The organism is Micromonospora sp. ATA51, from assembly GCF_016802855.1.
Classification (GTDB): Bacteria; Actinomycetota; Actinomycetes; order Mycobacteriales; family Micromonosporaceae; genus Micromonospora; species Micromonospora sicca.
In genome coordinates this window covers 1-2,779 of record NZ_JAEVHJ010000524.1, presented here as the reverse complement: position 1 = coordinate 2,779, position 2,779 = coordinate 1, and the positions used below count along the sequence as shown (strand labels likewise).

Here is a 2,779-nt window from a genome sequence, read left to right as displayed (position 1 = left end):
CGCGGACCCGCCGGAGGCGAGGTGTGGTCATCTGCCGATCCTCCGACGCCACCGGGCGGGCCGGGCCCGTCCTGGGCTCGGCGTCCACCGCCCGGGTGACCGCTCCCGGACGTTGCGCGGCACGGCCGGGCTGACGCCGAGGGTCACCGGGCCGGAGGTGCCGAGTGCGTCGGTGGGCCTGCGTATCCTCCGGCGGGTGACCTCCGCTGTGCGCCTCCGTCCGGTACGCGACGCCGACCTGCCCGAGTTCTTCGCCCACCAGCAGGATCCGCAGGCCAACTGGATGGCCGCCTTCGGGCCGGCCGACCCGGCCGACCGGGCGGCGTTCGACGCGCACTGGGCACGCATCCGCGCCGACCCGCGCATCGTCACCCGGACCGTGCTGGTCGACGACGAGGTGGTGGGGCACGTGGCTGCCTTCCCGGTCGACGGGCGCACCGAGGTCAGCTACTGGATCGACCCGCGCCGGTGGGGCCGGGGCCACGCCACGGCCGCGCTGGCCGCGCTGCTGCGCGAGCTGCCGCGCGGCCCGGTGCACGCCCGCGTCGCCAAGGACAACCGCGCCTCCCTGGCCGTGCTGCGCAAGTGCGGCTTCGTCGTCGTCGGCGAGGACTCCGGGTACGCCGACGGCCGCGGCGCCGAGGTCGAGGAATGGGTGCTGGAGCTGCCCGCCGACGGCACTGAGCTGGGCGACCACTAGTCTCCCCGGGGTGAACTGGCTGGAACTCGTCGGCTGGGCCGGCTCCGCGCTGCTGGTCTGGTCCCTGCTGCAGACGCGCATCCTGCGGCTGCGCGCGCTGAACCTGCTCGGCTGCCTGATCCTGATCGGCTACAACGCGGCGGTGCACGTCTGGCCGATGGTCGGCCTCAACGTGGTGCTGGCCGTGGTCAATGTCTGGTACCTGCGGAAGATGCTGGCCACCCGGCACGACGAGCAGACGTACCAGGTGGTCGAGGTGGGCACTGGCGACGCGTTCCTGGCCCACACGCTGCGGGTGCACGCGCCCGACATCGCCCGGTTCAACCCGGATTTCCACTGGGACCCCGAAGACCGCCGACGCTCCGCCTTCCTGGTGGTCCGCGCCGACGAGGTGGTCGGCGTGGTGGTGTCGCACGCCGAGGCCGGCGGGGTCGCCCAGATCGACCTGGACTACGTCACCCCGCCGTTCCGCGACTTCACCCCGGGCGAGTTCGTCTACCGGCGCAGCAGCCTCTTCACCGACCGCGGGTTCCGCCGGGTGGTCAGCCCGCCCGGCATGGTCGCCCCCTACTACCACCGGCTCGGCTTCCGCCCGGAGGGCGACGCGTACGTCCTCGACCTGCCCGCGCCGGCCTGACGGCCCGCCGCCACCGGGAGGATTCAGCCACCCCGCCGCTGGGCACAGTGGGGCCTACGCCGACCGGGTTCCCGGCCGGCGGCGTCGGCCGGGCCGGCCGACGCTGGGCGCGGTGAGGGAGAGAACCGGGCGTGCAGAGCTACTGGAGCCAACTGGCCCTGGTCGGAGTCCTGGTCATCGTCAACGCGGCCTTCGCCGGTAGTGAGATGGCCCTGGTCTCGCTGCGGGACAGCCAGCTCCAGCGGCTGGAGCGGAGCAGCCGCGCCGGCCGGACCCTGGCCCGGCTGGCCAAGGACCCGAACCGGTTCCTGGCCACCATCCAGATCGGCATCACGCTCGCCGGTTTCCTCGCCTCGGCCGCCGCGGCGGTCTCCCTGGCCAGGCCGCTCGTACCGCTGCTCTGGGTGTTCGGCGACGCGGCCGGGACGGTCGCCATCGTGGCGGTGACCCTGGCCCTGACCTTCGTCACCCTGGTCTTCGGCGAGCTGGCCCCGAAGCGGATCGCCATGCAGTCCGCCGAGCGGTGGGCGTTGGTGGTGGCCAGGCCGCTCGACCTGCTGGCCACCTTCACCCGGCCGGCCGTCTGGGCCCTCGGCGCCACCAGCGACCTGGTGGTACGCCTCTTCGGGCTGAACCCCGGGCACCAGCCCGAGGAGATCGGCCCGGACGAGCTGCGCGACATCGTCGCCGGCAACCACGGCTTCACCAAGGAACAGCGGACGATCATCGCCGGCGCGGTGGAGATCGCTGACCGGCAGCTGCGGGCGGTGCTCGTACCCCGGCTCCAGGTCTTCACGCTCGACAGCGGGACGACCGCGGAGGCCGCCCGGCTGGTGCTGGCCGCGACCGGCCACTCACGGGCCCCGGTGGTCCGGCACGGCGGCCTGGACGACGCGGTCGGCGTGATCCACCTGCGCGACCTGGTCGGCGTGCCGGACGACCGGCCGGTCGACGAGTGCGCCCGACCGCCGATGCTGCTGCCCGACTCGCTGCCGGTGGTCGACGCGCTGCGCCAGTTCAAGGCCGAACGGCAGCACATCGCCCTGGTGGTGGACGAGCGCGGCGCGGTCGACGGGATCGTCACCCTGGAGGACATCCTCGAGGAGATCGTCGGCGAGATCTACGACGAGACCGACCGCGACCTCAGCTCCGTCCGCACGGAGGAGGACGGCACGCTGCTGCTGCCGGGCACCTTCCCGGTGCACGACCTGGCCGACCTGGGCGTGGCGCTGCCCGGCCGGCCGGCCGGCGACTACACCACCATCGCCGGGCTGGTGCTGACCTGCCTCGGGCACATCCCCACCGTGGCGGGGGAGAGCGTCACCGTCGACGGCTGGGAGCTGGTGGTGGCCGACATCGACCACCGGGCGATCACCGAGGTGCGGATCCGCCGCGACGCCGGCACCGACGGGCGACCGACGCCGACGCCCCGCCTGCTGGAG

At 73.9% G+C, this 2,779-nt stretch carries 3 protein-coding genes; all 3 read left to right on the top strand.

Translation table 11 applies throughout. The features are described from left to right. Positions 1 to 196 precede the first annotated feature (196 nt). Positions 197 to 700 carry a GNAT family N-acetyltransferase gene (locus tag JNW87_RS37130; protein ID WP_109805185.1) on the top strand — a complete coding sequence of 168 codons (504 nt, stop codon included), beginning with the start codon at positions 197 to 199 and terminating at the stop codon, positions 698 to 700. 10 nt (positions 701 to 710) lie between these two features. Continuing rightward, positions 711 to 1,337, top strand: coding sequence for a hypothetical protein (locus tag JNW87_RS37125; RefSeq protein WP_236648484.1), 627 nt, complete (start codon positions 711 to 713; stop codon positions 1,335 to 1,337). Between the two features lie 131 nt (positions 1,338 to 1,468). Then, the coding region (locus JNW87_RS37120; RefSeq protein WP_238455328.1) for a hemolysin family protein at positions 1,469 to 2,779 on the top strand (1,311 nt) is incomplete at its 3' end.